This window comes from Actinoplanes sp. NPDC023714, assembly GCF_040639855.1.
Classification (GTDB): Bacteria; Actinomycetota; Actinomycetes; order Mycobacteriales; family Micromonosporaceae; genus Actinoplanes.
The window spans coordinates 885183-911343 of record NZ_JBFAAR010000002.1 but is presented as its reverse complement, the minus strand read 5'-3'; the positions used below and the strand labels follow the sequence as shown (position 1 = coordinate 911343).

Genomic DNA, 26161 nt, shown 5'->3' with positions numbered 1-26161 from the left:
GGGCTTCGTACGGTGAACGGGGTCTTCGGCTGGGTGGCGCGGCGACGGCTGGTCGTGCTGGTCACGACGTTGCTGGTCGCCGTCGGTCTCGAGGTGCTGCTGCACGTCGTCGGCGACGAGACGGCGGCCTGGATGGTGATCCTCGCGGTCGATCTGGGACTGCCCGTTCTGCTCCTGGTGGGGGCGATGGTGGCGGTTCGTACCCATCATCCCGCGACGCTGGTGGCGCGGCCCGACGTGCCCGCGTTCGAGACGCCCGCCGATCCGGTCGTGGTCCTCGGCAGCGCCGCCTTCACGGTCTGGCCGGTCAAATGGGGTGCCGACGCGATCGAGGACGTCGCGGCGTACCCGGAGGAATGGTTCTTTCCGGCGCTCGTGGCATTCATCGCCGTCGTCGTGACGGTGCTGTTCTGGATCGCCGCGCTGGGCCGTTTCGGGGTCAGGCTGCGGCCGGACGGCATCCTCAGCCGGCGGGTGGTCGGGTCCCGTTTCATTCCGTGGGACGCGCTCGAACTTCCCCATCCGGCCACCGCTCACCATCCGCAGTGGGTGAGTCTCAACCTGGTCCGGAGCAGCGGTGTTCCGGTGGTGCTGCCCGCCACGGGCGTCAGCGCGGAACTGCTGGCGCGTGCCGTGCACGAATACGCGAATCGGCCCGATCTGCGGCCGGCCCTGGGGACGCGGGCCGAACTCGATCGATTCCAGGCCATTCCGCAGATCGCTGCTCTTCGCGAGCGCTGACGGGCCGTTTCAACCCCTTTTCCGGTACGAAGGCAGCGGCCTGACAACCAGCCTCCTAGGGCGCCTGGGGCCTCTACGAGATGATGAGCGTACGGATGCGAGCGACGAAGTCCGGGCGCCTGCCGGCATACCTGTCGAGCAGGTGGCGGGCCCGGTCCGCGGTGATCGAGACCGTGGCCAGATTCAACTCCACCACCCGGATCGCCAGGTCCAGGTCGAGCTCGGTCCACTCGTCCCGGTCCACCATCTCGACGAGCAGGGATCTGATCATGCGCTCGCAGGCCGCCCGGTCCCGAGCGGGATCGAGGTGGGCGGTGACACAGCGGTGCAGCGCCGCCCGGACGCGGGGATCGGTGCCGCGCTCGGCGAGGTGCTCCACCGCCGACGCCACGATCCCCGGGTCCACCTCCTCATCGGCTTCGAGAGCGCTCAGGAGGAGTTCGGCGGCGCCGGGGAACAGTCCGCTCCACTCGATGGCCCGGCGGTACAGCTTGTCGCGTTCGGTCCGGGACAGGGTGCGGTCGTGCGTCAGGCTGAGGAAGGCGCCGAGCATGTTCACCGGCTTCTCGCCGACCGGGACGAAGGTGCGGCTGCCCGCCTCCGCCACCCCGGGCTGGTAGAGGGGCTCGATGGCGTGCTGGTGGAAGTCGTTGGTCCGGTCGCAGGTGAAATGGACCTCCCGGCGGGCGAAGTCCCAGCTGTCCCAGAAGATCCACGACAACCCGTCGTCGGCGCGTTCCTCGGGGCGGTCGCCCAGCAGCCAGTTCATGTCGACCGGCGGCGCCGGGGCGACCGTGCCGAGCGACAGGCGGAGACCGACATCCCGGCGTGCGCCGTCGCGGAGGCGATCGACCTGGACCAGTTCGATCAGGCCGGGCCAGCCGCTCGCCGAGCCCTGGGAGTGCCACAGCAACGCCAGCTCGTGCCAGCCGATCACGGCGTTGGTCCCCTGCGGATCGTCGGTGGCCTCGACGCCGAGCAGGCGGCTCGCGGTCACGTCCGACGTGCACAGCATGAGGAGCAGGAGATTCGAGGTGTACGCGGCGATCCGGGACGGCATGGTGAGGGGGCGGGGCTGGTAGGCGCCGAAGCTCTCCGCCTGCCGCGCTCGCTGGGCCGCGCCGAAGAGCGGGACGAGCAGATCGGTCCAGGCGGCACGGTCGGCCGGGGGCAGGTCCTCGGCCATGCCCCGGGCGAAGGCGACGACCTGGCGGCGGCCGGCCAGCGGCGCGAACGACAGCAGCGCGTGCAGCAGCCCGTCCTCGGGGGCGGCGTCCGCGACGAACGTGGTCGCCCGCTCCCGGGCGACCATCTCCCGGATCACGCGATGGATCAGCCGGGCGACCAGGAACTCGCCGAAGGTGGCGTGCAGGAACTCGTAGGCCGAGAGTCCGCCGCCCGCACCCGTCGCGCGGGCGCGGTACACGAAGAAGAAGGATCCGAGGGCCAGTTCGGCGGCCTGGATCGGGGCGCGGAGGCCCGCCGCGGGCGCTGTCGCCGACGCGGACCGGGTCAGGCCGGGAAGCGCCCGCAGATCGTCGTCCAGCTCGCTCTCGGTGACCCACTGCGCGCCCCGGTTGAACATGGCGAACGCCACGAGGCTCAGCTTGCGCAGCTCCGCCTCGGTCAGCCGGTCGCGGTCCCGGACCGGGAGCCCGGCGCCGCGCTTCTCGACCTCACGCCGGGCGAACCGCTCCAGGAGTCGCTCGTAGAGTTCGTCGGGGCGCAGATCTCCGGCGGAGCGCAGGCCGTTCCCCTCGGCGTCGTAGACGGCGAGCATGAGCAGGAGCAGCGGCTGACCCGCCAGTTGCGGATAGCGCATCACCGTGTCGAGGCTCAGCGGGGACGGCCCGTCGCCGCGGAAGTGCGCGCCGTTGGCACGGTTCCACGTGTCCAGCCAGAGCCCGATCCGCCGGCGGTCGAAGGGCTCGAGGTGGACCGCTATCGAGCCGGCCGGGGTCTGGGCCCGGTCGGCCACGCTGATCCGGCTCGTCACGATCACCGCGACGGGCCGGCCCTGGTCGGCCTCGCGCTGCTGGAACGCCGCCACGCGCATCATGTAGTCGGTCTGGCTGACGCCGGTGGCCTGGAGCAGCTCGTCGAAGCCGTCCAGGATCACGACGGGCAGCGCATCCCCGGCGGATCGGGCCAGGGTGGGCCAGTCGATCCGCTCACCGGTGTCCACGCGCAGCGACTGCTCGATCTGTTCCTGCACGTCGGAGGCGGCGTAGACGGTCCGCAGGGAGACGAGCACCGGCAGGAAGCCGGCGGCCGGCAACCGGGCGGCGAGGACCCGCGCCAGCACCGACTTGCCGGAGCCGGGCTGTCCCAGGACGAGCATCGGCGCCGCCGTCATGTCGGGAGCGGTCAGGTGCCGGGTGAGGAACGCGAGCAGGTCCTCCCTGACCGGCCGGTCCTCCCACCAGGTCGCGCTGTTCAGCCTGGTCGGTTCGGTGATCTCGGCGCTGCGGTACGCCTGCGGGAGAAAGGCCTCGCGCAGCGTCGGCAGGGACAGCCCGGCCGGCACCTCCCCGGACTCGGCGACCGCTCGATCGAGGACGGCGGCGTAGGCGCGGGCCAGGCTCGCGCGGCGCTCGTCCGGGGCCCGGCCGGTGGCGAGAGCGTCCATCGCCTCGCCCAGAGCGGTCAGACCCGTGGTGACGTCACGCAGCCGCGCGTGGATCGCCGCCTCCCGCCGGACCCCGGCCCAGAACGCCACCTCCGGGAACTCGCCGGCGAGCCGGCCGAGCATGCCGTCGAACCGTACCGCGGCCGGCTCGGCCAGCGCGGCGATCGCCACCCTGGTCTCGTCGAGCACGGTCACCGGGACCCGCTCCCAGACCGCGAGACCGGCGCCGAAGTCCACGACGACCGAGGCCAGTGCCCGGTAGAAGCCGACCAGCCGGACGTGGAACTCCTCGTGGGACTCGGCGGGCCCGGGGACGGGCGCCTCCCACCGCTGCCGGACGACGGCGCCGGCGAGGGCCCGCTGCTCGGCCGCCGTGAGCCGGAGCCGCTCGCTGCGCAGGGGGAGCTCCGCCTCCGCCATGACCTCGAAGAAGGCCGCCGAGGCGAGGACGGCGTGGGCGGCACGCAACCGTTCGGTCCGCTCGAAGCGCGACAACGACCCACGCCGCTCGACCAGTTCGCCGATCAGCCGCTCGGTGATCCTGCTCAGTTCGGTCTTGGCGTCGAACCAGCCCAGGACGTCGCCGAAGGGGCCGGCGACGGCCAGCATCCCGGTGCCGACGAGGAGGTCGACGACGCGATGGACCTCGGCGAGGTCCCCGCCCAGGAGGCGGACCGCGTCGTCATACCCCAGCGCACGTCCCATGAGGACGAAACTAGCCGGTGGGGGCGCCGAACCAGCGGTTCAGGTGCTTGTCGAGGTCGTGCTGGTCGTCGCCCAGCCAGGCCACGTGACCGTCGGGGCGGAGCAGGGCCGCCGGGGCTTCGAGGGCCGCGGTGGCATCCGGGAGGTGGTCGACCCGGTCGGACCAGCGGGCGGCGGTCAGGGTCTCGGTGCGGTCGAGGAGGAGGGGGCGACCCCGGTGGAGGTGGTCGTAGAGAGTGCCCTGCTTCAGCGTGATGTCGGGCAGGCGGCGGCCCAGCAGGCAGCGGCCCTGGTCGGAACCGAAGTCGTAGCGGATGTCGGTCGCGGCGATCTTCTCGGTGAGGCGGCGGTTGACCTCGTCGATGTCCAGCAGCTCGGTGAAGAGGCGGCGGAGGGCCCGCGCGCCCGGTGTGGGGGAGAGCAGCTCGCGCTGGGCCCGGGTGTTGTCGAGGACGGCGGCGGCGACCGGGTGGCGTTCGGCGTGGTAGGTGTCGAGGAGATCCGGCGGCGCCCAGCCGCCGATCTCGGCGGCGAGTTTCCAGCCCAGGTTGACGGCGTCCTGGACGCCCAGGTTGAGGCCCTGGCCGCCGATCGGCGGATGGATGTGGGCGGCGTCGCCGGCCAGGAACACCCGGCCTGCTCGATAGCGGTCGGCGAGCCTCGTGGCGTCGCCGAAGCGGGACAGCCATCGCGGTGAGTGGACGCCGAAATCGGTGCCTGCCGACGTACGCAGATGGTGTTGGAAGTCCTCGAGCGTCGGTGTCCCGGAGCCGACGCCGCCGGTGGGGACGATCACGCGGTAGACGCCGGGGCCGGACGGGCGGATGTCGACGCGGCGGTCGGTGAGGTGCGCGGCGATCTCGTCGGGTGGCATGGTCAGCGCCATCTCGCCCATCAGCGTGTCATCGCGCGACGGCTCGCCGGGGAAGCCGACGCCGACCAGCCGGCGCACCGTGCTGTGCGCGCCGTCGCAGCCGACCAGGTAGCGGGAACGCAGTCGTCCTCCGCCGGCGAGGGTCACTGTCACGCCGTCGTCGTCCTGGTCGAGATCGGTCAGCGCCTCGCCCTTGACGATCTGCGCGCCGAGGGTGGCCGCGTGCTCCTCGAGGATCTGGACGATCACCGGTTGCGGGATGCCGAGCAGGTAGGCGTGCGCCGAGTCGAGGCCCTCCGGCACGGGTGCGGGGATGGCGGCGAAGAAGCCGGCGGCCGGGCGCTGCCGCGCTCGGGGGAGGATGCGGCCGAGCAGGCCACGCATCGCCATCAGCTCGATGCTGCGGATGTGCAGGCCGACGATGCGGGCGAAGGAGACGGGTTCGGTCTCCTTCTCGACGATCAGGACCCGTACGTCGTGCAGTCGCAACTCGGCGGCGAGCATGGCGCCGGCCGGTCCGCAGCCGGCGATGATCACGTCGAACATGGTGTGCCTTTCGGGAGTGTCAGGGCACTCCCGGCGACACCTGCGTCAGTCGCCCGGCCGTGACGGAACGGGGAGCACCCACGGCGGTACAGCGGTCATGGGTCTCACCTCCTCGGGCCGGGTCGCGGTCACGGCAAGCTTAGCGGAGGCGGGCTCTCGTCGGTACGGTCGGCCGCCGGCAACCAGAGGACGAACGTGCTGCCGGCGCCGACCTCGGAGAACGCCGCCACCTGGCCGCCGTGCGACTCCGCGATCTGCCGCACGATGGCGAGGCCGAGACCGGTGCGGCGCTCGCTGCCCGTACCGTTGCCGCCTCGCCAGAATCGGTCGAAGACCTTCGGCAGATCGTCGGGCGCGATCCCCGGGCCCTGATCGGTCACGGACAGCCACAGCCAGGATCCCGCGCGGCCGGTGGCGATCGTGACGGTCGACGACGCGGGCGCGAGCCGCATCGCGTTGGAGAGCAGGTTGCCGGCGGCCCGGCGCAGCGCGTCGGCGTCCCCGATCAGGCGCAGGTCGGCGGCCAGGTCGTAGCGCAGCGTGATCGACCGTGCCGGGACGGACTCCTCCCCGGCCTCCCGCGCGACCGCACCGAGATCGACGTCGGCGTCCGGCACCGACGAGGAGTCGCGCCGCGCCGTGGCCAGCAGATCCTCGACCAGCCGGGACATCCGCGTGGTGGCCCGGTCGACGATGGCGACGGCCCGGCCGCGTTCCTCGGCGGTGGCGTCCGGCGCGGTCAGCGTGGCGTCGAGATGCGTACGAATGATCGCGAGCGGGCTGCGCAGCTCATGCGAGGCGTCGTCGATGAGCTGCCGCTGCTGACGGAAGGCGTCGTCGAGCCGGTCCAGCATCGAGTCGATCGTGTCGGCGAGGTCGCGCAGCTCGTCCCGCGGCCCCCGCAGCCGGATCCGCCGGGTCAGGTCGGTGGCCTGGATGTCGCGGGCGGTCCGGGCGATCGCGCCGACCGGCCGCAGCACCCGGCCGGACAGCACCCAGCCGATGCCGAGGCTCGCCGCGAACAGGGCCGGCAGCGCGATGAGCGTGTATTTCCGCAGGTTCTGCAACGTGTTGTAGTTGACCGCCGACTCGATCTGGCTCACGTCGGCGACCGTCATCGTGCCGACGTACTGCCGGTTGTCGTTGTAGACCTTCGCGGTCCGCTCGGTGATCGGCTGCGGGGAGGTGGCCTGCTCCACCGCGAAGTACGTGATGGCCAGGGTCAGCCCGGCGATCGCGAAGAGCAGGGTCGAGTAGACGACCGTGAGCCGGAAGCGGATCGACCGGAATCTCATGCCGCGATCCCGGCCAGCCGGTAGCCACGACCCACCAGGGTCGCGATCGAGCCCTCGCCCAGCTTGCGCCGCAGCGTGCCGACCGTCACCCGCACGGTCTGCGTGAACGGGTCGGCGTTGGCGTCCCAGACGTGTTCGAGCAACTCCTCGCTGGACACCACGTGACCGGGGCGGGTCATCAGGTATTCCAGAACCCCGAACTCCTTGGGCGTGAGATTGAGGTGCCGGCCGCGGAGGGTCACCGTACGCCGGGCGGTGTTCAACTGCAGATCACCGAGCGTCAGCGAGGCCGTCGTGCCGCTCACGTCGCGCCGCAGCAGCGCGCGGATCCGGGCCTCGAGCTCCTTCAGATGGAACGGTTTGACCAGGTAGTCGTCGGCCCCGCCGTCGAGCCCGCGCACCCGGTCGTCGAGATTGCCCCGCGCCGTCAGCATGAGCACCCGCAACTCGCCCTCACCGGGGGTGTCCACCTCGCCGTTGCGCAGCGCCCGGCACAGCGTGAACCCGTCACCGTCCGGCAGGTTGACGTCGAGCAGCATGAGATCGTATTCGTTGACGGTCAGCAGTTCGTGAGCCTCGGCCGCGCTCCCGGCCACGTCGACCGCATAACCGGAACGCGACAGACCGACCCGGAGCCCCTCGGCCAGGTCCTCTTCGTCCTCCACCACCAGCAGACGCATCTGTCGACTATCCCCGTCCGATGATGCCGGCGGCCACCCGCCGGGCCTCGTCGATGGGCACGGCGAACCCGATCCCGATGCTGCCACCACCCTCCAGGGTCGCGATCGCGGTGTTGACGCCCACCACCTCGCCGCGCGCGTTCACCAGCGGCCCGCCGGAGTTCCCGGGGTTGATCGACGCGTCGGTCTGCACCGCTCGTTGCCTGGTCGTGGCCCCGAGCCGGACCTGCCGATCGAGCGCGCTGACGATCCCGGCGGTCACCGTCCCGGACAGGCCGAGCGGCGATCCGACGGCCAGGACGGGCTCGCCGACCCGGGTGGTTCCGGGCTCGGCGAGACGCAGCGGCGGCAGTGTGGCGCCGGGTGAGATCCGCAGCACGGCGATGTCGGTGGCGGGGTCGGTGCCGACGACCTCGGCGGTCAGCCGGCGGCCGTCCGAGCCGACGACGCCGACCGTGCCGCCGGCGCCGCTCACCACGTGGTTGTTCGTGATGACGTGTCCGCGGTCGTCGAACACGAAGCCCGAGCCTCCGCCGGTTCGCGCCCGCACGGAGACCACGCCGGGGATGGTCCGGGCGGCCGCCGCCATCAGGTCGCCGTCCGTGCCGGGCGGCGGTGCGGTCGCGGTGGTGGGGCGGCCCGCCAGGTAGCCGGCCGCTCCGCCGGTTCCGGCCGAGATGCCGGCGATCGCCAGGCCGGCGGCCGCCAGCAGCGGCCAGCGCCGGGAGGTCCGGGTGGGTGGGACGGTCGCGCTTTCGCCGTGTACGGGCGGAGTGTCGTGGCTGAGGCCCGCCGACACGAATTCCGGGCCTCGGGGAGGTCCGCCCAGTCCGGTGATCACGGCAACCTCGCGAACCAGAACATCGACGCCAGGGCCGCCAGCAACGCGAACACCAGCCCCGCCCCGATGAACCGCGCCGACACGTCCTGAACCTCCTTCTCGAACCCGATCAGGCTGCCGATGTCCGCATAGGCCGCCCGCAACTCGTCCACGCTGCCGGCCTCGAAGTAGTTCCCCCCGGTGGCCTCCGCGACGGCCTGCAGCGTCTGCCCGTCCACCGGCACCGACTGCCCGCCCTCGATGACCCCGGCCGCCGTCCCGAACGAGATCGCGTCGACCGGGACGCCGAGTTCGCCGGCGAGCCGCGCCGCCGCCGACGGATCGCGGCCGGCCGTGTTGGCGCCGTCGGAGAGCACGACCACGCGGGCCGGCGGAGATTGATCCCCCGCGAGCGTGCGAATCGAGTCGAGCGACGTCGCGATGGCGTCGCCGATCGCGGTTCCGGCCGGCCCGCTGCTTCCTTCGGCGAGCCGCCCGATGCCCGCGTTCACGGCGTCGCGGTCGGTGACCGGCGGGACGACCACCGAGGCCGACCCGGCGAACCCGACGAGGCCGACGTTGAACTGCGCGGGGAGCTCGCCGACGAACTCCAGCGCCGCGTCCTTGGCCGCGCTGAGCCGGTCCGGCGCCACGTCGTCGGCGAGCATCGAGCGGGACACGTCCACGGCCACCAGCACCGTCGCCCGCTCCCGCGGCACCTCCACCTCGGCCTGCGGGCGGGCGAAGCCGACGATGAGCAGCCCGAGCATGGCCAGGAACAGCGTGGCCGGGACGTGGCGGCGCCAGCCGGCCCGCTTCGGCGCGACCCGGTCCAGCAGGCGCAGGTTGGTGAACCGGACCGCGAACCGGCTGCGCCGGCGCTGGACCACCACGTACCCGGCGATCAGCGCGGCGAGGCCGAGCAGCAGCCACAGGCGTTCCGGGGAGAGCCAGCTCATCGGGGCACCCCCCGGAGGGCGCGCTGGGCGTGCACGTGCCGGACGATGTCGGCCACCCAGTCGCGGTCGGTGCGCAGCATCAGATGGGACGCCCCGGCCCGCCGGATCGCCGCGGCGACCGTCGCCTGCTGCCGGGCCGCCGCGTGCGCGAACCGTTCCCGCAGCCGGCGGCTCGACGTCGGCACCTCCCGGCGGCGGCCGGTCTCCGGGTCGACGAGGGTCAGGATGCCCACGTCCGGCAGCTGCTGCTCACGGGGGTCGCCGACCTGCACGGCCAGCACCTGGTGCCGGTGCGCGAGGCGGCGCAGCGGCTGCTCCCACGCCGGGGCGCCCGGTCCGAGGCCGTCCTCGTCGAGCCCGTCCAGGAAGTCGGAGATCACCACCATGAGACCGCGCCGGTGCACCGCACGCTGCAGGCCGGCGATGCCGTCGGCCAGCGCGATCGAATCGGTGGTCGCGGCGGCGCGGGGCGCGGCCATCAGGGTGCGGAGCATGCCGAGCAGATGCGTACGATCACCGCGCGCCCGATATCTCCGGATCCCGTGCGGAGTCAGCAGGTGCGCGCCGACGCGGTTGCCCGAGCCCGCGGTCAGGAAGCCGACGGCGGCCACCGCCGCGATCGCGAGCTCCCGTTTCTCGTAGTCGGCGGTGCCGAAGTCCATGCTCGCCGACGCGTCGACGAGGACCCAGGTGGACAGTTCCCGGTCGGCGTCGACGGTCCGGACGTGCGGCACCGTGGTGCGCGCCGTGACCGCCCAGTCCATCCGGCGCACCTCGTCCTCGCCGGCGCGGTACTCGCGGCTGCCGGCCGGTTCGCTGCCGGCGCCGGGCAGCAGGCCGAGGTACTGGCCGTGCAGGAGGCCGTCCAGCCGCCGGGTGATGATCAGTTCCAGCCGGCGGAGGCGGCGCTCCGGCGCAAGCTCGTTGATCGTGGCCTGCTCCTTCATGCCGCCACCCCCAGGTCCTCGGGGGCCTGCGCCGGCGCGATGACCGGTGGCGCGACCGCCGCCAGGATGCGCCGCACGATCGACTCCGGCGTCACCCCGTCCGCGACCGCGTCGAACGCCAGCACCAGCCGGTGCGCGAGGACGTCCTCGGCGAGGTCGGTGACGTCGGCCGGGAGCACGTACTCGCGTCCGCGGAGCAGCGCGAGCGCCCTGGCCGCGGCCACGAGACCGAGCGTCGCCCGTGGGCTGGCCCCGTACGCAAGAAGGCTCTTGATCTCGGAGAGGCCGAACCGTTCCGGAGCGCGCGTCGCGGCAACCAGCCGGACCACATATTCGGCCAGCGCATGGTGCACGAACACGTCGCGCGCCCGCTCCTGCAGCGCCATCAGCCGCGCCGGGTCGAGCACCGGTTCGGCGTGCGGCCGGACGCCGCCCATCCGGTAGAGGATCGCCAGCTCGTCCTGGTCGCTCGGGTAGCCGACGACGACGCGCATGAGGAAACGGTCGCGCTGCGCCTCCGGCAACTGATAGACGCCTTCGCTCTCGATCGGGTTTTGAGTGGCAAGGACCAGAAAAGGCTCGGGTACGGGGTGAGTGCGGCCACCGATCGACACATGGCCCTCGGCCATCACCTCCAACAGCGCGGACTGCACCTTCGCGGGCGCCCGGTTGATCTCGTCGGCGAGCACGAGATTGGCCATGATCGGGCCGAGCTCGACGTCGAAGCTCTCGGTGCCGGCCCGGTAGATCCGGGTGCCGACGATGTCCGACGGCACCAGGTCGGGGGTGAACTGGATGCGGTGGAAGCTGCCGCCCACCGCGGTGGCGAGGGTCTCGGCGGCGAGCGTCTTGGCCACGCCCGGGACGCCTTCGAGCAGGCAGTGCCCGCCGGCGAGCAGCGCGGTGAGCAGGCGCTCGATCAGCCGGTCCTGGCCGACGATGACCTTCTTGACTTCGAACAGGGTCTGTTCCAGCAGGCGCACATCCGCGTCGCTCATGGATCTCCTTTGCCGGCTGTCGTGCTCTGTCGTGCAAGTCGTGCAGGGCGGGCGCCCGGTCACGTCGGGGGAACCTCCCAGACACCCGCCCTGGGAGACCCAGGAGACCAGGCGCGACCGAAAACCGGCCGAAGGACGAGTGACAGCTCGCTCACAGGATGCTGGCGGATATACCCCCTGGGGGTATAGGTTCGGCCTCATGGAGCACGATGCGCATCACTTCGACGTCTTCCGGCGCAGGTTCTGGCTGAGCCTCGCCCTGACGATCCCGATCGTCGTGACCAGCGAGATGGTCATGGACTGGTTCGGCTACACGCTCGACTTCCCGGGCATCGCCCTGGTCGGGCCGGTGCTCGGCACGGCGGTGTTCCTCTACGGAGGGTGGCCGTTCCTCACCGGCGCGGCCGGGGAGGCCCGCCACCGGGCGCCCGGCATGATGCTGCTCATCTCGATGGCGATCACGGTGGCCTACGCGGCGTCGCTCGTCACCAGCCTCGGCCTGTGGGACCTGGACTTCTGGTGGGAGCTCGCGGCCCTCGTCACGATCATGCTGCTCGGCCACTGGCAGGAGATGAAGGCGATCGGCCAGGCGCAGGGGGCGCTGTCCGCGCTGGCCGCGCTGCTCCCGGACGCGGCCGCGCGGATCGGCGCGGACGGCACGGTCACCGAGGTCCCGCTCGCGTCGCTGGCGGTCGGCGACCGCGTCCTGGTCCGGTCCGGCGCCCGGGTGCCCGCCGACGGCCGGATCGTCGAGGGCGCCGCCGAGGTGGACGAGTCGATGATCACGGGGGAGTCCCGGCCGGTCCCGCGCCGGGCCGGTGACCGGGTCGTGGCCGGGACCGTCGCCACCGACTCGGCCCTGCGCGTCGAGGTGGACGCGGTCGGCGACGACACCGCGCTGGCCGGCATCGGCCGTCTCGTGGCGCAGGCCCAGCAGTCGCGGGGACGCGCCCAGGTGCTCGCCGACCGGTTCGCGGCCGGGCTGTTCTACGTCGCCACGGCGGCCGGCCTGCTCACGTTCCTCGCCTGGTGGGCGCTCGGCGACCCGGACCAGGCCGTGGTCCGTACCGTGACGGTCCTGGTCATCGCCTGCCCGCACGCCCTCGGCCTGGCCATCCCGCTGGTGATCGCGCTGTCCACGGCCCTCGCGGCGCGTGCCGGGATCCTGGTGAAGGACCGTCTCGCCCTCGAACGGATGCGCACTGTCGACGCCGTGCTGTTCGACAAGACCGGGACGCTGACGAAGGGCGCGCACACGGTGACCTGGAGCAGCGGCGGCCGCGCGCTGAGGATCGCCGCCGCGGTGGAGGCGGACAGCGAGCACCCGCTGGCGAAGGCGCTGGTCGCGGCCGCGGGCGGGCACCCGCGGGCCACCGGCTTCCGGTCGCTGACCGGCCGCGGCGTGCAGGCCGTGGTGGATGGGCGGACCTACGCCGTGGGCGGCCCGGCCCTGCTGCGCGAGCTCGACGCCGTCGTGCCCGCCCCGCTCGCGGCGCCGGCATCGGCGTGGTCCGGCCGGGGCGCCGCGGTGCTCTACCTGATCGAGGACGGGACGGCGATCGGCGCGTTCGCCCTCGAGGACGAGGTGCGGCCGGAGGCGCGCCGGGCGATCGCGGACCTGCGCGCCGCCGGGATCCGGAGGATCGTGATGATCACCGGGGACGCCCGTCCGGTGGCCGAGGCCGTCGCCGCCTCGCTGGAGCTCGACGAGGTGTTCGCCGAGGTGCTGCCGGCCGACAAGGACCGGGCCGTGGCCGATCTGCAGAAGCGCGGGCTCACCGTGGCGATGGTCGGCGACGGGGTGAACGACGCCCCGGCCCTGGCCCGGGCCGACGTCGGCATCGCGATCGGCGCCGGCACCGACGTGGCGATCGAGTCGGCGGGCGTGGTGCTGGCCTCCTCCGACCCGCGCGGCGTGACCGGGGTGATCGCGCTGTCCCGGGCGTCCTACCGCAAGATGATCCAGAACCTGACGTGGGCGGCCGCCTACAACGTCGTCGCCATCCCGCTCGCGGCCGGCGTCCTGGCCTGGGCCGGGGTGACGCTGAGCCCGGCCGTCGGCGCGATCCTGATGAGCGCCTCGACCATCGTGGTCGCGCTCAACGCCCAGTTGCTGCGCCGCCTCGACCTGCGCCCCTGAATTCGGTCATCCGTGTTCGTCGATTGTTCCGGGTCGGGACACCCGGCGGAAAGGATCAGCGGGCTTCCTGGAGGCCCACAGGAGACAATCCAGGAGGATGAATGGACCGGCGATCGCTGCTGCGTGCCACGATGGCGGGCGCGGGAGGTCTGGCCCTGCCCTTCACCGCGTGGTCGGCCGCCTATGCCGCGCCCGCGCAGAACGCCACCGGGCCCTACGGGGCACTGCGGGCGGCCGACGCGAACGGCATCCAACTGCCGGCCGGATTCACCAGTAAGGTGATCGCCCGGTCCCGGCAGGTGGTGCCGGGAACCTCGTACGTCTGGCATGACGCCCCCGACGGTGGCGCCGTCATCCCGAACGGCTCGGGCTGGATCTACGTGTCGAACTCGGAGGTGTCCTCGTCGGCCGGCGGCGGCGCCTCGCGCATCCTCTTCGACGCGAACGGCAACGTCACCGGCGCCTCGCGGATCCTCTCCGGCACCAACCAGAACTGCGCCGGCGGGAAGACGCCGTGGAACACCTGGCTGTCCTGCGAGGAGGTGACGCTCGGGCGGGTGTGGGAGACGTATCCGCTGGGCGGGACCGCCGTGGTGCGGCCGGCGATGGGGCGGTTCAAGCACGAGGCGGCGGCCGCCGACCCGGTCCGTAAGGTCATCTACCTGACCGAGGACGAGACCGACGGCCGGTTCTACCGGTTCATCCCGTCGGTGTGGGGCAACCTGTCGGCGGGGACGCTGCAGGTGTTCGTGGCCGGCAGCGGGACGTCCGGCTCGTTCACCTGGCAGAACGTCCCCGACGTGGACGGCTCGCCGACCCAGACGCGCTACCAGGTGTCCGGGTCGAAGTCGTTCAACGGCGGCGAGGGTTGCCACTACGCGGGCGACACCGTGTGGTTCACCACCAAGGGCGACAACCGGGTGTGGCAGGTCAACCTCCTGACCAACACCTACGAGCTTGCGTACGACGACAACCTGGTGAGCCCCGGCTCGGCGCCGCTGACCGGGGTCGACAACGTGACCGGCTCGACCTTCGGCGACCTCTACGTCGCCGAGGACGGCGGGAACATGGAGATCTGCCTGATCACGCCGGACGACAAGATCTCGGTGTTCCTGCGGGTGACCGGGCAGGGGTCGTCGGAGCTGACCGGGCCGGCGTTCACCCCGGCCGGGAACCGGCTCTACTTCTCGTCGCAGCGGGGGACCTCGGGGTCGTCGTCCGGCGGCATCACCTACTGCGTGACCGGCCCGTTCCGTACCTGATCTTCCAAGCCGCACCCGGAATCCCGCGCCACGTATGGTTGTTTGACGTGTCAAGCAATGGGATTCCGGGTGGGGGATGGTCATGGTTCAGCGTCGGCGGACTGACGTCGTAGTGATCGGTTCCGGTCAGGCTGGGCTGTCGGCGGGATACCACCTGCAGCGCCGGGAGATCCCGTTCGTGATCCTGGACGCCAACGAGCGGGCCGGCGGCGCCTGGCAGCACCGGTGGGAGTCGCTGCGGATGGAGACCGTCAACGGCATCTTCGGCCTGCCCGGGATGGCGCTGCCGGCGGTCGACCCGGCGGAGCCGAGCCGGGTGGCGGTGCCGCGCTACTTCGCGAGATATGAGCGGGAGATGGCGCTGCCGATCCTGCGCCCGGTGCGGGTCGAGAGCGTGCGCGACGCCGGCGATCCCTCCGGGGCCGGCGGCGTCGCCGAGACCGGCGCCTTCTCTGGGGCCGGCGACTTCACCGAGGTCGGCGGCTTGCACGGTCTCGGCGGCTCGCGCGGCGGGGACCTTCTCGTGACCACCGATCGCGGGGAATGGCTCACCCGAGCCGTGATCAACGCAACCGGCACGTGGACAAATCCGTTATTTCCAGTTTTGTCAGGAGAGTTCGGCGGTCGGCAGCTGCACACCCGCGATTACGTCTCCGCCGACGAGTTCGCCGGTCGGCGCGTCGCCGTCGTGGGCGGCGGCATCTCCGCGGTGCAGTTCCTCGAGGAGATCTCGCGGGTGGCCACGACCCTCTGGTACACCCGCCGCGAACCCGTCTTCATCGACGAGTTCCGCCCCGAGCAGGAGGGCCGCGCCACCATCGCGAAGGTGATCGCGGATGTCGAGGCCGGCCTGCCGTCCCGCAGCGTCGTCTCCTACACCGGCCTGGGCTGGACGAACTACGCGAAGGCGGCCCGGGATCGCGGCGCGCTGGTCCGGCGCCCGATGTTCACGGCCCTCGCCCCGGACGGCGTGGTCGAGGCGGACGGCACGGTCACCCCGGTCGACGTCATCCTCTGGGCGACCGGCTTCCGCGCGGAACTGGCCCACCTCGAACCGCTGCACCTGCGCGGCCCGCTCGGCGGCATCCCGATGCGCGGCACCCAGGTGGCCGCCGACCCGAGGATCCACCTGATCGGTTTCGGTCCCTCTCAGTCCACCGTGGGTGCCAACCGCGCCGGCCGCGAGGCGGTGGCCGCCCTGCGCCGCACGGTCCTGTCCCCGGCAGCCGCCCCGGCTTAACCGCTCGCCGCCCTGACCGCTCGGCGCGCCGGCCTGACCGCTCGCTCGCCGGCCTGACCGCTCGGCGCCGGTCTCATCTCTCGCTGTGTGTGGCCGCCCAGTCGCAGATGGCGGCCAGCGGCTCCTGGAGGGTCTTGCCCAGCTCGGTCAGCGCGTACTCGACGTGCTGCGGCGGCCGCTCCCTCAGCACCCGCCGCTCGACGAGGCCGTCCGCCTCCATGTCGCGCAGCGTCTCGGTCAGCATCTTCTGCGAGATCCCGGCGACCCGGCGGCGCAGGTCGGCGTGCCGTTGCGGGCCGGCCAGCAGCGCGTAGATCAGCAGCACCCGCCACTTCGACGCCAGCCGTTCGAGGGCCTGCCGGGTCGTGCAGCTCTCCTCGAGGACGTCCGGGATCACCAGCGCCATGCCTGCCTCCGAAGGGCACCCGGAAGTGCCTTCTATCCGTACGCGGTGACCGCGCCTACCGTCGTCCCCACGATATCCATCGGCGAGAATTCATGGGGAGCCGAGAATGCCCGAACGCGTCACGTACACGGCAGATGGCATCACGCTGGTCGGCGATCTCGCCGTGGCGGGACCGGACGCCCCGGCCGTCGTCCTGACCGGTCCCTTCACCGGGGTGAAGGAGCAGGTCGCCGGGACCTACGCGGCGAGGCTGCACGAGCGGGGGTTCACCACGCTCGCGTTCGACCACCGCGGGTTCGGCGAGAGCGGCGGGCGGCGCGCGCACGAGGACAGCCAGGGCAAGCTGTCCGATCTGCGGGCCGCTGTCACGTTCCTGCGCGAGATCACCGAGCGGATCGCCGTCGTCGGCGTCTGCCTCGGCGGCGGCTATGCCGTGCGGGCGGCCGCCACCGATCCGCGGCTGCGGGCGGTCGTGGGGATCGCCGGCGCCTACAACAGCCCGATCCGGTTCAGCGCGGGGAACGGCTACCGGCAGGCCCTCGCGTCCTTCATCGACCGCTACGACGAGGAGTTGCCGGCCGTCGGCCCGGGTGGCGCGATGGGCGGCGACGAGCCGTTCGCGTACTACGGCACGAAGCGCGGAGCCGCCCCGACCTGGGAGAACCGGGTCACCCGCGGCTCGCTGCACTCCCTCATGACGCTGGACGCCCTGGGCGCCGCACCGCTGCTGACCGGCACCCCGCTGATGATCGTCCACGGCCGCACCGACGACTACTGCTCGCCGGAGCTGGCCGAAGCCGCCTATGAGCAGGCGCCCGGCCCGAAGGAGCTGGTCTGGCTCGACGCCGCCCAGCACATCGACCTCTACGACGTCGAGCCGTACGTCACGCAGGCCGCCGACGCGGCAGCCGGCTTCCTGCACCGCCACATCGACTAGTTTGTGCTGGTGGTTTCCTACTACCGCGAGATCCTGAACGCGGAACCGTGGCTGGCCGAGGCGCTCTGCGTGACCTGGTTCCGGGGGATCGGCGCCGACGAGGCGTTCCGGGCGTTCGGCGCCGACCCGGCCACGGCGGAGCCGCTGACCCCCGAGCGGGCTGCGGATCTGACCGATCACGTGCACTACAGCGACTGGCCCGACGTCGTCAAGATCGGACCGCTCGGCGGCGACTGGCTGGTCGCCGTCGAGGTGAACGGCTTCCAGGGCACCCGGCCGGAGGTGCTGCGCCCGCTGTCCCGCAACGGCGCCGCGCTGACGGTGTTCTGGAACGTCAACGCCGTGAACGAGTTCGCGTACGCGGCCGGGGGTCGCACGGTGGTGTCCTTCGAGATGAGTGACCCGCAGTACCGGCACGGCAGCGAACCCGGCTTCCTCGACGAGCGGATGGCCGGGCTGCCGTTCGGCGGGGACGGCGACTTCCGTGCCGCGGGTCTCGCCCTGGCCGAGCGGGTGACCGGCCACCGGCTCACCCGGGAGACGATCCTGGCGCCGCTGCCCGGGGCGGTGCTCACCCCCGTACCCGAGGATCTGGTTCCGGAGTCCCTGACCGGTGACCCCGCCCTGCAGGCTCCCTTCCTCACCGGCCTGCTCGCCGCCACCGAGCCCGGCACGATCGCCGGCCCGCAGCCCGGCGCGATCGCCGGCCCGCAGCCCGGCACGATCGCCGGCCCCGAGCAAGGCACGATCGCCGGCTCCGAGCTCGGCACGATCGCCTTCCACACCGCCAGGATCGTCGCCGAGGACACCGGCCTCGACGCGGATCCGGCCGTCCGGGCGGCGCTGACCTGCCTCGCGAACGCCGGCCCGGTGCCCGACGACGTCCGGGCCGGCCTGGACGCCCGCTACCAGGACCGCGCCGCCGTGGCGACCGACGTGACCGCCCACGGCCCGGACCGCGCCGACGCCATGAAGACCATGTACGCCATCGGCGCGATAGCCGCCCAGCTGGGCCGCGACCCCGACCCGGCCCGCCGCGACCGGATGGGCCAGGGCGGCTTCCGCCCGGCGCGGCACGACCTGGCGGTCCAGTTCGAGGTGCTGCGCCGGATCCGCCACCGTCGCCGAGGCTGAGCGCCCGCCGTCAGTCCTTGGCTTCCTTCGACTTCTTCGGCTTCTTCGACTTGGTGGCCTTGCCGGGTTCGGTGGTGGCGGTCGTGCCGGATGAAGGGCCCGCGCTGGTCGGGGCGCTCGCGGTGCCGGTCGTCGTCGCGGTGGTCGTGGCCGCCTCGCAGTAGGCCGCGACGTTCTCCGCGCCGCCGGCCGCCGCGGTGAGGTCGCGGCGGTCGCGGCCGTTCATCGGGTGGCCACCGTCCTCGGCGGTCTGCCAGGCGGCGCACCAGGCGACCGTCGTGGCGCCGGAGCCGGTGGTGGAGGTGCCGGCAGGCGACGAGCCGGCAGGCGACGAGCCGCCGGGCGCGGCCGGCTCGGTGACGGGGGAGGGCGTGACAGCGGGCGTCGGTGCCGGGGAGCTCCCTGCGCTGGACCGCGGTGATGACGCGGGCGGCGATTCGCCGGTGGCCGGCGCCGGGACGCCGAGGCCGGAGAACAGCCGGTGCGCCTGCTGCTGCACACCGGCCGGAAGGTTGCCGCCGCGCGCGGCCACGGCCGTGCCACTGCCGGCCAGCAGAGCCGCCGCCGCTGCCACCGACGCGATGACCGTCCGCGAGCGGACGCGCTTCCTCGCCGGCGGATCGGCCGCACCGGGGTTCTTCTCCGGGGCCGGGTGAGGGCTTCGGGTGGACAGGGTCCGGCGGCGTTCGGCGGCCAGGGCGGCGATCATCGCCTGGTCGCGGGACGACTCGGCGGGGGTGGCGGGGGCGCGGAGGGCGTCGAGGAGGCTGTTCAGGGCGGGGTCGCCGGACGAAGCACCCGCGGCCAGGCGGTCGGCGTCGTCGAGGGCTCGCCCGCGGGCCCGGCCGGCGCGCGTCGAGGTCCGGGAGGTGACGGCGGTCCACCAGGCGGGGAGTCTCATGCGGTCACACCCTTTCGCTGCGCGCGTACCCGGACCTGCGGGTCGGCGGCGAGGCGGCGCAGGCCCCGCATGGTGGCGATGCGGACGGCGCCGCGGCGTTTGCCGAGGATCGCGGCGGTCGCGGCGACGTCGAGGCCCGCCACGATCCGCAGCATCACCGCCTCGGCCTGGTCGGCGGGGAGCTCGGCCACCCGGTTCAGCGCCCAGGCTGTCTCGGCGCCCTCGAGGACCTCGGCGGCCGCGTCCCTGCCGGCCGCGCCGTCGTCGACGGTGGCGGCCGGCTCCTCGCGGCGGCGACCCGCACGGCGCTGTTCGTCGATGCCGCGGTGCCGGGCGATGTGGAACAGCCAGGCGCGGAACGCGGCCGGGTCGCCGGTGAAGCGGTCGAGGTCGCGGGCCGCCTGCAGCCAGGTCTCGGACGCCACGTCCTCGGCGGCGTCCCCGGCGATCACCTGGAGGTACCGCAGCATCGCCGGATGGAGCGCGCGCCAGAGCACGGCGAATCCCCGCTCGTCGCCGGCCCGCGCGGCGATCAGCGCGGCGGCGAGCTCGTCGTCCTTCGGCACCTGGGTCCCCCTCGATGAACCGGCAGCACGCTACCGGCGACCGGGACGGGCCGGGGAACCGGGCCGCGATGTATGAAACGTATGCGCCGGCGTATATGTGGCCGTCGTACTCTGCCCGGCGTGCCCACGACCGAACCGCTGCGCCTCGCGCGGGAACTCGCCGGCGACGGCGCCGGGCCGGCCGAGCTCGAAAGCTGAATCCCAGGGGGCCGGGAAGGCGGCGCGCGACCCGCGCCGCCTTCCCGCAGCGTTCCGATAGCGTCCGCTGTTACTCCGGAACCGCCGTTTCGCGGTTGATGATGCTCACTGTGCGATTCACCGGTTTCGCGTTGATCTCTCCCGCCCGGCTTCCTAACCTGGGGGCCGATCCAAGGGGGATGCAATGTCCATCATGGTCCGTCTGCTCGGGCCGGTGGAGTTACGGGGAGAAGACGGACCGGCCGACCCGGGACCGGCGAAGCGGCGGGCCACCCTCGCCGCGCTCGCTCTGGAGGCCGGCCGGCCGGTGACACTGAACCGGCTCACCGATCTGCTCTGGGCCGGGGAGCCACCGGCCTCGGCGGTCGCGAACATCCGCAACCACGTGGCGGCGCTGCGCCGTGCCCTCGGCGACCGGCTCGTCTCGCGGCAGGGCTCGTACCAGCTGGTCCTGGCCCGGCACGAGCTGGACGTGGCGGAGTTCCAGCAGCTCGCGGAGAGCGGCCGGGCCGCCCTCGCCGCCGGGGAGGCGACCCGGGCCGAGCCGGAACTCGCGGCGTCGCTGCGGCTGTGGCGCGGGCCGGCCGGGCACGGGCTGCCCCGCGGCACCGGGCTGGACGTGCTCCTGGCCGGCCTGGAAGCGGACCGGTTGCGGGTGTTCGAGGACCTCACCGACGCGCGGCTGGATCTCGGGTACGCCGGTGAACTCGTCCCGCCGCTCCGCGACCACCTCGCCGCCCATCCGCTGCGGGAGCGGGCCTGGGCGCAGCTGATGCTGGCGCTCTACCGGGCCGGGGATCTGGCCGCGGCGCTGTCGGCGTACCGGCAGGCGCAGGCCGGGCTGCGGGCGCAGCTCGGCGTCGACCCGGGCCGGGAGCTGGCCGAACTGCACGTGGCGATGCTGGAACGGGCGCCCCGGCTCGATCCGTGGGTGCGGCAGTCGGTGCGGCGGGGGCTGGTGTCCGCCGTGGAGGTGCCGCGGGAGCTGCCGCCGGATCCGGCGGTTCTGGAGGGCCGGGACGCGGAGATCGAGGCCGTCGTGGAGGCGATCGCCCGGGGCTCGCGCGGGGAGCGGGCCGGTGGTGAGCGCGCGCGGGCCGAGGGGGAGCGGGCCGGTGGTGAGCGCGCGCGGGCCGAGGGGGAGCGGGCCGGTGGTGAGCGCGCGCGGGCCGAGGGCGAGCGGGCGGTGGCTGCCGTGGTGGTGCACGGGCCGGCCGGGAGTGGGAAGACCGCGCTCGTCACGCGGGCAGGGCATCGGCTCGCGGGGCGGTTCCCGGACGGGCAAATTTTTGCGGTGGCCGGGCCGGACGCCACCGCGGCGGAACTCGTCGCGCGGGTGTTGCGGGCGCTCGGGGTGCCGGCCGGGGAGGTGCCGGAGCGGGCGGACGAGCGGATCGGGCGCTACCGGTCGCTGCTGGCCGCCCGGCGGGTGCTGGTGGTCGTGGACGGCGCCGCCGACGCCGGGCAGGTGCGGCCGCTGATCCCGGCGTCGGCGAGTTCGGCGCTGCTGGTGACCGGCCGGTGGCCGCTGCTCGAGGAGGACGGCCTGCCCCACGTGGCGGTGCCGGCGCGGGACCGGGCGGCACACTGCCTCTCGTCGTGAGTCGCGGGCGGCCGGGCTCGTGCGGGGGAGGTCCGGCCACGGGCGCGGCGGCGTACAGAAATGGTCATTCGCCCTGGATGAGGCCCGCTATGCCGGCGGCGACCCACGAACCGATGATGATCCAGACGATGGTCTTGAGGAAGAGGCGCTTGCCGCGGGTGTAGCCGGAGCCCTCGACGAGGCGACCCATCATCTCGGTGCGCGAGGGCGTCGCGAAGTTGCCCGGCGACGTGTCGGTGTAGCTGCGCTTCAGCCACTCGCGGTCGGGATTCGGCTCCTGGATCGTGCCCATGGACATCAGTGTCGTCCAGCGGTGCAAGCCGTTGATCGAGGACGCTATTGTTCCGCTGTGGATCAGACGCGCGCAGCCGCGCAGGGCATCGACCCGAACGTGGCCCACCCGGCCCGCCGCTACAATTACTGGCTCGGTGGCAAGGACAACTTCGCCGCCGACCGGGCCTCCGGGGACGAGCTGGAAAGACACTTCCCCAAGGTCCGGCTCGGCGCGCTCGCCAACCGCGCCCTGCTGCAGCGGGCCACCCGGTTCCTGACCGCCGAGGCCGGGATCCGGCAGTTCCTCGACATCGGCACCGGCCTGCCCACCGCCGACAACACGCACGAGGTCGCGCAGCGGCACGCCCCCGAGAGCCGGGTCGTGTACGTCGACAACGACCCGCTCGTCATGGTGCACGCCCGCGCGCTGCTCAACAGCAGCCCGGAGGGGCGGACCGCGTACATCGAGGCCGACCTCAACGACCCGGCCGCGATCCTGGCCGACCCGGTGCTCGCCGAGACCCTCGACCTGAAACAGCCGGTCGGGCTCATGCTGATCGCCGTGCTGCACTTCATCCACGGCCACGGCGCGGCCAAGCCGATCGTCACGAAATTGCTCGACGCGCTGCCGTCCGGCAGCTACCTGGTCGCCACCCACGCCACCTCCGACTTCGGCACGCCGGAGCAGCAGGCGCTCTACCAGCAGCTGATCGCGCAGGGCCGGTCGGACGTGTGGACGCGCCCGCGCGACGAGTTCGCCGAGCTGTTCGCGGGGCTGGAGGTCGTCGAGCCTGGTGTGGTGCCGGCCAGCGAGTGGCGGCCGGAGGAGGGTGCGGAGATCCCGCTGCGCTCGGACATCAACATCTGGACCGCGGTCGGGCGCAAACCCTAGGCCACCTGGGGGAACGCCTCGAAGGAGTGCTCCCGGTGCTCCCAGTCGGCGAAGGGGACGTCGGCGATGGCCGCGCCGAGTTTCGCCATGCCCGCCCGCATGGCCTCCGGTGACGACCACACGGAGATCGCGATGATGCGGTCCCCGCCGGTGTCCTCGAAGCCGCCGATCTCCTCGAGGCCGTCGACGCCGGCCGAGGCCTCGCGCATCCGGGCCATCGCGGCGATCAGATCGTCGCGGTGCTCCGGCTTCGGGTAGTGGATGGCCTGCGCGAGAATGCGCATCTCAGCGTCCTTCCTCGACGGTCGTGGTGAAGGTGTCCAGGATCTGTTTCCAGCCGGCGCGGTAGCCGCCCGGCACGTCGGTGCTCAGCTTCTCCCAGCCGCGGTGCTCCAGCGCGACCCTGGTGAGCGCCGGTCCGAGCTCGGTGAAGACGACCTCGACCACGGTGAGGGCGGTCAGCACCGTCCAGGTCAGGGTGAAGCGGGACGGCGGCTGCCACGCGATCACCTCGCCCCACGGGACCTCGGTGCCGTCGGCCCAGGTCTCGTACACCCGGCCGCCGAGCCTCTGCTCGAACGTGACCGCCACGACCTTCTCGTGGCCGAGCGAGAACGGGCGGGTCGGCCACCAGGCGCCGATGTCGCGGACGAACACGTCGAAGGTGTGGGCGCGTCCGCTGCGGACGATCGTGGCCTGCTTGATCGTCATGCCACGTCCCTCGCGGTGGCTTCCCCCTCGACGAGGCGTCGCCCCCGGTCCAGGGCATCACTCCACATCTCGTCGAGGAAGGCGCGCAGCGCGTCGAGGCCGTCCGGGCGGGCCCGGTAGAGCCGGCGCGTCCCGGCCCGCCGCTCGCTGAGCAGGCCGGCCTCCTTGAGCACGGTGAGGTGCTGGCTGACCGCCGTGCGCGTCACGTCGAACGCCGCCGCGATCTCCCCGGCCGCCAGCTCGTCGTGGGCGACCAGGCGCAGGATGGCGCGGCGCCGCGGTTCGGCCAGGGCGCGCAGGGCGCCGTCGAGCGGATCCATGATGCGTACGTTAGTAGGCGCTAACGTTAGCGTCAACTGACGGAACGTCAGGTCCAGGGGAGTGCGGATCGGGTCCGCCAGTAGCGGTCCGGCGGCTCGGCGAGCGCGGAGAGCTCGTCCAGCTCGGCGGGTGTCAGGGTGAGGCCGGCGGCGCGGAGGTTCGACGCGAGCTGGGCCGTCGTGGCGGCGCCGGAGAGGACGACGGTGGCCCACGGCTGGTGCAGGGCCGCCGCCAGCGCGACCGCGTCGGACCGGTGCGCGAGCAGGCGGCCGTTGGCGAGGGCCTCCTTCACGATGACGGTCCGGCCGGTGGCGCAGGCCTCGGCCAGGGCCGGGCCGGCGCTGGGTTCGAGCAGGTTCCAGGTGGACTGGACGCTCCGGAAGAGGGGCTCGCCGTCCACCTCGATCGCGCAGGCCGCGCGGATCGTGTCGGCCTGCGCCGGGCCGCTCGTGGACAGCCCCACGGTGGCGCCCTGGCCGGCAAGCCGGCGGTGCAGGGCCCGGTCGGTGAGGGCCGGGCTGTCCGGGGTGACCGAGTGGATCTGGTAGAGGGTCAGCGCGTCGCCGAGCAGGGCGCGGGTCTCGGCCAGCTGGCGGTCGAAGGTGGCCACGCCGTGGTCCTTGACCTCGTGCACCTCGGCGGTGATCCGCCAGTTCGCGGTGTACGTGTAGCCCCACTTGCTCCCGGCGAGCGCGCCCTCGTGGCCGGGCAGCCAGGACGCCAGGAACTCCTCGGCGCGGCCGTACGAGCGTGCCACGTCGAAGTAGCGGACGCCCGCCGCCCAGGCCGCGTCGAGCAGGTCGTGGGCCCGGGTGCGCATCGCCTCGACGGTGCGGTCCCGCGGCAGGTCACCGGCGCGGCCGAGGGTGATGTAGCCGGGGCGGCCCACCGCGGCCAGGCCCAGCCCGATGCGGGCGATACCGGAGAGTCTCATGCCGCTCATCCAACACTGCCGGCCTTCGCCTTCTGCCAGGCGAGCCTCACGGCGGGCAGGACCTCGGAGACGGCCGGGATGCCGGGGCCGAGTTCGCGCAGGCCGACCGTGAGGGCCGGCGCCGAGCGCTCCAGCGAGCCGGTCATCCGGTCGATGTCGGTGATGATGGAGCCGGTCAGGACCAGGACGCCGGTGTCGTCGACCTCGGTGCGGACCTTCCGGAGGGTACGACGGCGGGCCTCGCGCAGGCCGTTCAGCAGCTCGTGCAGGTCACCGGCGTCACGGGTGGCGTCGGCCTGCGGGTCGGCCACCAGCCCGGCGTGCGCGGCGAAGGCGTCGGCGGCCACGGTCAGGACCTGGCCGATCTGCTCGGGGACGGCCGAGGAGTGCGGGGTGGCGGCCGCGTCGAACATCGAGCGGGCCACCGAGTTCACCTGGTGGACGCCGTGTTCCAGGGCGCGCAGCGTCTCGTGCAGCGGAGTCACCCGGGCCACCGAGGTGGTCAGCGACCAGCGGGCCTGGCGGACCACGTCGTCGACAGCGGTGACGGCGTCCTCGAGGTCGTCGCCCAGCTCGCGGGAGCGGGCCAGCCACTGCGCGGCCTGGTCGCGGGTGTAGCCGCCGGTCAGGCCGTCGCCGAGGTGCGCGAGCAGGCGGGCGATCTCGTCGGAGAGGTGGGCGAGCCTCTGGCGGGCCCGCTCCATCGGGGACACCCCGCCGACCAGCGGCGACAGGATGACGCCGACCAGGATGCCGAGGGCGGTGGCGGCCACCCGCTCCCAGACGAACGCCTCGGTGATCACGGCGCTGCCGGCCACCAGGATGCCGAGCGAGGTGAGCGGCACCGTGACGGCGCCGTCGCCGAGCCGGAGCAGCCGGCCCGCGGCCAGGCCGAGACCGGCGATCGCGGCGATCGACCACGGGGTGAGGCCGAACGCGCCCCAGACGCCGACCGTGAGCGCGATGCCGGCGAGCGTGCCGATCAGCCGCTGCGTCCCCTCCCGTACCGAAGCGAAGGAACTCATCTGCACCGAGAGCGTCGCCGAGATCGCGGCGGTGACCGAGCCGACCAGGTGCATCGTCTCCGCGGCGGTCCACGCGATCCCGGCCGCCGCGCTGGTCACCACGACCGCGCGGGCCGTCGTCGCGTCGAGCCGGTCGCGGCATCGGCGGGCGACCCGGCGCAGCCGGTACGGCAGATGCGGGCGCAGGCGCGCGACCAGGTGCCGGGCGGCCGACTCGGCGGCCGGGCGCACCTTGCGGCGCAGGAGCGTGGCGATCCCCGCGCAGAACGCGAGACTGACGGCGACGATGGTGATCGAGTGTTGCAAGGCGCGGCTTTCCCGTGTTTCGTATTTCTCCCCGTGGAGCTTCCGAGGCAAAGCTAACGCCGCGTGAAGTGTCATAGAGGGCAAAAAGGGCGATTGTGATGGGCGTCGCCCTCGGCGG

25 protein-coding genes are annotated in these 26161 nt (G+C 73.1%); 8 read left to right on the top strand and 17 right to left on the bottom strand.

The window, feature by feature from the left end; all coding sequences use genetic code 11:
• Nucleotides 1–12: 12 nt before the first annotated feature.
• Nucleotides 13–741 carry a hypothetical protein gene (locus AB0G10_RS12240; protein WP_360919090.1) on the top strand — a complete coding sequence of 243 codons (729 nt, stop codon included), beginning with the start codon at nucleotides 13–15 and terminating at the stop codon, nucleotides 739–741.
• 73 nt (nucleotides 742–814) lie between these two features.
• Here the strand turns inward: AB0G10_RS12240 and AB0G10_RS12235 are convergent, their stop codons facing one another.
• The 8 genes from AB0G10_RS12235 to AB0G10_RS12200 form a co-directional block, all read right to left on the bottom strand.
• The gene (locus AB0G10_RS12235) at nucleotides 815–4075 is read right to left on the bottom strand and encodes a hypothetical protein (protein WP_360919088.1); all 3261 of its coding nucleotides are present in this window, start codon (nucleotides 4073–4075) and stop codon (nucleotides 815–817) included.
• A gap of 10 nt (nucleotides 4076–4085) precedes the next feature.
• Entirely contained in the window at nucleotides 4086–5495 is a 1410-nt protein-coding gene (locus tag AB0G10_RS12230) for an FAD-dependent monooxygenase (protein WP_360919086.1), read from the bottom strand.
• A 128-nt stretch (nucleotides 5496–5623) separates the two neighbouring features.
• Entirely contained in the window at nucleotides 5624–6790 is a 1167-nt protein-coding gene (locus tag AB0G10_RS12225) for a HAMP domain-containing sensor histidine kinase (protein ID WP_360919084.1), read from the bottom strand.
• Nucleotides 6787–7470: a response regulator transcription factor gene (locus AB0G10_RS12220; protein ID WP_360919082.1), complete on the bottom strand. Its 684-nt coding sequence runs from the start codon at nucleotides 7468–7470 to the stop codon at nucleotides 6787–6789. The genes AB0G10_RS12225 and AB0G10_RS12220 overlap by 4 nt, the downstream gene beginning before the upstream one ends.
• A gap of 7 nt (nucleotides 7471–7477) precedes the next feature.
• Nucleotides 7478–8311 (bottom strand): trypsin-like peptidase domain-containing protein, encoded by an 834-nt coding sequence (locus tag AB0G10_RS12215; protein WP_360919080.1) that lies wholly within the window; start codon nucleotides 8309–8311, stop codon nucleotides 7478–7480.
• Nucleotides 8308–9249 (bottom strand): VWA domain-containing protein, encoded by a 942-nt coding sequence (locus AB0G10_RS12210; RefSeq protein ID WP_360919078.1) that lies wholly within the window; start codon nucleotides 9247–9249, stop codon nucleotides 8308–8310. The genes AB0G10_RS12215 and AB0G10_RS12210 overlap by 4 nt, the downstream gene beginning before the upstream one ends.
• Nucleotides 9246–10196 carry a DUF58 domain-containing protein gene (locus AB0G10_RS12205; RefSeq protein ID WP_360919077.1) on the bottom strand — a complete coding sequence of 317 codons (951 nt, stop codon included), beginning with the start codon at nucleotides 10194–10196 and terminating at the stop codon, nucleotides 9246–9248. Before AB0G10_RS12205 ends, AB0G10_RS12210 begins: the two co-directional genes overlap by 4 nt.
• Entirely contained in the window at nucleotides 10193–11194 is a 1002-nt protein-coding gene (locus AB0G10_RS12200; protein WP_360919076.1) for an AAA family ATPase, read from the bottom strand. The genes AB0G10_RS12205 and AB0G10_RS12200 overlap by 4 nt, the downstream gene beginning before the upstream one ends.
• 199 nt (nucleotides 11195–11393) lie before the next feature.
• Here AB0G10_RS12200 and AB0G10_RS12195 point away from each other — a divergent pair, with 199 nt between their 5' ends.
• The 3 genes from AB0G10_RS12195 (at nucleotide 11394) to AB0G10_RS12185 (ending at nucleotide 15836) form a co-directional block, all read left to right on the top strand.
• Complete coding sequence (locus AB0G10_RS12195) at nucleotides 11394–13334, top strand: copper-translocating P-type ATPase (protein ID WP_360919075.1); 1941 nt, start codon at nucleotides 11394–11396, stop codon at nucleotides 13332–13334.
• Between the two features lie 101 nt (nucleotides 13335–13435).
• Nucleotides 13436–14596, top strand: a complete 1161-nt coding sequence (locus AB0G10_RS12190; protein WP_360919073.1) for an alkaline phosphatase PhoX — start codon at nucleotides 13436–13438, stop codon at nucleotides 14594–14596.
• 82 nt (nucleotides 14597–14678) lie between these two features.
• On the top strand, nucleotides 14679–15836 hold the full coding sequence (locus tag AB0G10_RS12185; protein WP_360919071.1) for an NAD(P)/FAD-dependent oxidoreductase: 1158 nt from the start codon (nucleotides 14679–14681) through the stop codon (nucleotides 15834–15836).
• A gap of 73 nt (nucleotides 15837–15909) precedes the next feature.
• Here the strand turns inward: AB0G10_RS12185 and AB0G10_RS12180 are convergent, their stop codons facing one another.
• Nucleotides 15910–16242, bottom strand: a complete 333-nt coding sequence (locus tag AB0G10_RS12180) for a helix-turn-helix domain-containing protein (protein WP_360919069.1) — start codon at nucleotides 16240–16242, stop codon at nucleotides 15910–15912.
• Between the two features lie 106 nt (nucleotides 16243–16348).
• Here AB0G10_RS12180 and AB0G10_RS12175 point away from each other — a divergent pair, with 106 nt between their 5' ends.
• Nucleotides 16349–17179 carry an alpha/beta hydrolase gene (locus AB0G10_RS12175; RefSeq protein ID WP_360919067.1) on the top strand — a complete coding sequence of 277 codons (831 nt, stop codon included), beginning with the start codon at nucleotides 16349–16351 and terminating at the stop codon, nucleotides 17177–17179.
• Nucleotides 17180–17188: 9 nt separating this feature from the next.
• The gene (locus AB0G10_RS12170) at nucleotides 17189–18313 is read left to right on the top strand and encodes a DUF6461 domain-containing protein (protein WP_360919065.1); all 1125 of its coding nucleotides are present in this window, start codon (nucleotides 17189–17191) and stop codon (nucleotides 18311–18313) included.
• 10 nt (nucleotides 18314–18323) lie between these two features.
• On the opposite strand, the gene AB0G10_RS12165 is transcribed toward AB0G10_RS12170, so the two are convergent.
• Both AB0G10_RS12165 and AB0G10_RS12160 read right to left on the bottom strand, forming a co-directional pair.
• A complete protein-coding gene (locus AB0G10_RS12165) occupies nucleotides 18324–19214 on the bottom strand; it encodes a hypothetical protein (protein ID WP_360919063.1) in 891 nt (296 codons plus the stop codon).
• Nucleotides 19211–19780: an RNA polymerase sigma factor gene (locus AB0G10_RS12160; RefSeq protein ID WP_360919061.1), complete on the bottom strand. Its 570-nt coding sequence runs from the start codon at nucleotides 19778–19780 to the stop codon at nucleotides 19211–19213. Before AB0G10_RS12160 ends, AB0G10_RS12165 begins: the two co-directional genes overlap by 4 nt.
• A gap of 382 nt (nucleotides 19781–20162) precedes the next feature.
• On the opposite strand from AB0G10_RS12160, the gene AB0G10_RS12155 reads away from it, so the two are divergent.
• Complete coding sequence (locus AB0G10_RS12155) at nucleotides 20163–21581, top strand: BTAD domain-containing putative transcriptional regulator (RefSeq protein WP_360919059.1); 1419 nt, start codon at nucleotides 20163–20165, stop codon at nucleotides 21579–21581.
• Nucleotides 21582–21645: 64 nt separating this feature from the next.
• Here the strand turns inward: AB0G10_RS12155 and AB0G10_RS12150 are convergent, their stop codons facing one another.
• On the bottom strand, nucleotides 21646–21873 hold the full coding sequence (locus tag AB0G10_RS12150) for a hypothetical protein (protein ID WP_360919057.1): 228 nt from the start codon (nucleotides 21871–21873) through the stop codon (nucleotides 21646–21648).
• 57 nt (nucleotides 21874–21930) lie between these two features.
• On the opposite strand from AB0G10_RS12150, the gene AB0G10_RS12145 reads away from it, so the two are divergent.
• Complete coding sequence (locus AB0G10_RS12145; protein WP_360919056.1) at nucleotides 21931–22746, top strand: SAM-dependent methyltransferase; 816 nt, start codon at nucleotides 21931–21933, stop codon at nucleotides 22744–22746.
• On the opposite strand, the gene AB0G10_RS12140 is transcribed toward AB0G10_RS12145, so the two are convergent.
• The 5 genes from AB0G10_RS12140 to AB0G10_RS12120 are packed head-to-tail and all read right to left on the bottom strand — an operon-like array spanning nucleotide 22743 to nucleotide 26043.
• Nucleotides 22743–23030: an antibiotic biosynthesis monooxygenase gene (locus AB0G10_RS12140; protein WP_360919055.1), complete on the bottom strand. Its 288-nt coding sequence runs from the start codon at nucleotides 23028–23030 to the stop codon at nucleotides 22743–22745. The two genes, AB0G10_RS12145 and AB0G10_RS12140, sit on opposite strands and share 4 nt — an antisense overlap.
• 1 nt (nucleotide 23031) lies before the next feature.
• Entirely contained in the window at nucleotides 23032–23457 is a 426-nt protein-coding gene (locus AB0G10_RS12135; RefSeq protein WP_360919053.1) for an SRPBCC domain-containing protein, read from the bottom strand.
• Nucleotides 23454–23777, bottom strand: coding sequence for a metalloregulator ArsR/SmtB family transcription factor (locus tag AB0G10_RS12130; protein WP_360919050.1), 324 nt, complete (start codon nucleotides 23775–23777; stop codon nucleotides 23454–23456). The genes AB0G10_RS12135 and AB0G10_RS12130 overlap by 4 nt, the downstream gene beginning before the upstream one ends.
• A gap of 47 nt (nucleotides 23778–23824) precedes the next feature.
• On the bottom strand, nucleotides 23825–24712 hold the full coding sequence (locus AB0G10_RS12125; RefSeq protein WP_360919049.1) for an aldo/keto reductase: 888 nt from the start codon (nucleotides 24710–24712) through the stop codon (nucleotides 23825–23827).
• 5 nt (nucleotides 24713–24717) lie between these two features.
• Nucleotides 24718–26043: an aromatic acid exporter family protein gene (locus tag AB0G10_RS12120; RefSeq protein ID WP_360919047.1), complete on the bottom strand. Its 1326-nt coding sequence runs from the start codon at nucleotides 26041–26043 to the stop codon at nucleotides 24718–24720.
• Nucleotides 26044–26161 lie beyond the last annotated feature (118 nt).